This is a genomic window from Arthrobacter sp. SPT-J7, from assembly GCF_059089965.1.
Genome location: NZ_JBNHFF010000489.1, coordinates 1 through 899 on the forward strand (window position 1 = coordinate 1; position 899 = coordinate 899).

At 63.8% G+C, this 899-nt stretch carries 2 protein-coding genes; one reads left to right on the forward strand and one right to left on the reverse strand.

What is annotated here, in order from left to right:
- Positions 1-526: sensor histidine kinase (locus AC5RWX_RS33805; RefSeq protein ID WP_494100504.1), on the forward strand; the 526-nt coding region annotated here is incomplete at its 5' end.
- 65 nt (positions 527-591) lie between these two features.
- Here AC5RWX_RS33805 and AC5RWX_RS33810 read toward each other — a convergent pair.
- Positions 592-899 (reverse strand): S24/S26 family peptidase (locus tag AC5RWX_RS33810; protein ID WP_494100505.1); only part of this gene is annotated, 308 nt, incomplete at its 5' end.

Genomic DNA, 899 nt, shown 5'->3' on the forward strand with positions numbered 1-899 from the left:
GGCGCTCGTGGCGGATTTGTCTGCTTCGGCGTCGGCCGCACTGAACGTTCATCCCAAGCGCACCGACCTCGCCAGCCTCGTGGAAACCTCCATCGGTTCTGCCCGGGCCCAGGCGGAGCATGCGAATGTCCGGCTCACTGCGGACGTTCCCTCACCCCTGTGGGCCTACGCGGACCCACTCCGGATCGGACAGGCCCTGGACAACCTCGTGTCCAACGCCATCAAGTACTCCCCCGACGGCGGGAAGGTGAGCATCAGTGCCCGCAGCACCAACGAGTGGGTGCAGCTGAGCGTCAGCGACACCGGGATGGGGATCAGCAGCGAGGACACCGCCAGGGTCTTCAAGCGCTTCTTCCGGACGGAGTCCGCCGAGGGTGCGGCCATCGCCGGCGCCGGGCTTGGGCTCTCCATTACAAAGACCATCGTCGAGCGCCATGGCGGCCAAATCGCCTGTGACAGCAAACCTGGAGAGGGCAGCACCTTTACACTCACGCTGCCGGTAGATGGGCATGCCATCTCCTTCTAATCTTCGGGGCGGAAGGTGCGTGGGTCCTTTCCGCTGATGCCACGGTCCGAAATCCCCGGGCCAGCTCACCGACGCCAGTTGCGGATGATCCTGAGGATGAGCAGGGCACCGGCGCCAATCAGGGATGCTGCCGCCACTGCCATCCAAAAGTCGGGACCCGTAGTGACCAGATTGCCCAGGAGGGGCACAGCGTAAAGGACCTTCCCCTTAAACTGCGACTCACGGACGGAAACAGGATCGCCTGCCCAGTGCGTGTCACCCCGCGTAATCAAGGATTCTTCCCCCGTGCCCTCGGCATCAAAACCAACAATCCGGCGGGTATCGACGTCCGGCCGTCCCGCATCAGCTTGAAACGTGACCACCTCGCCGTACT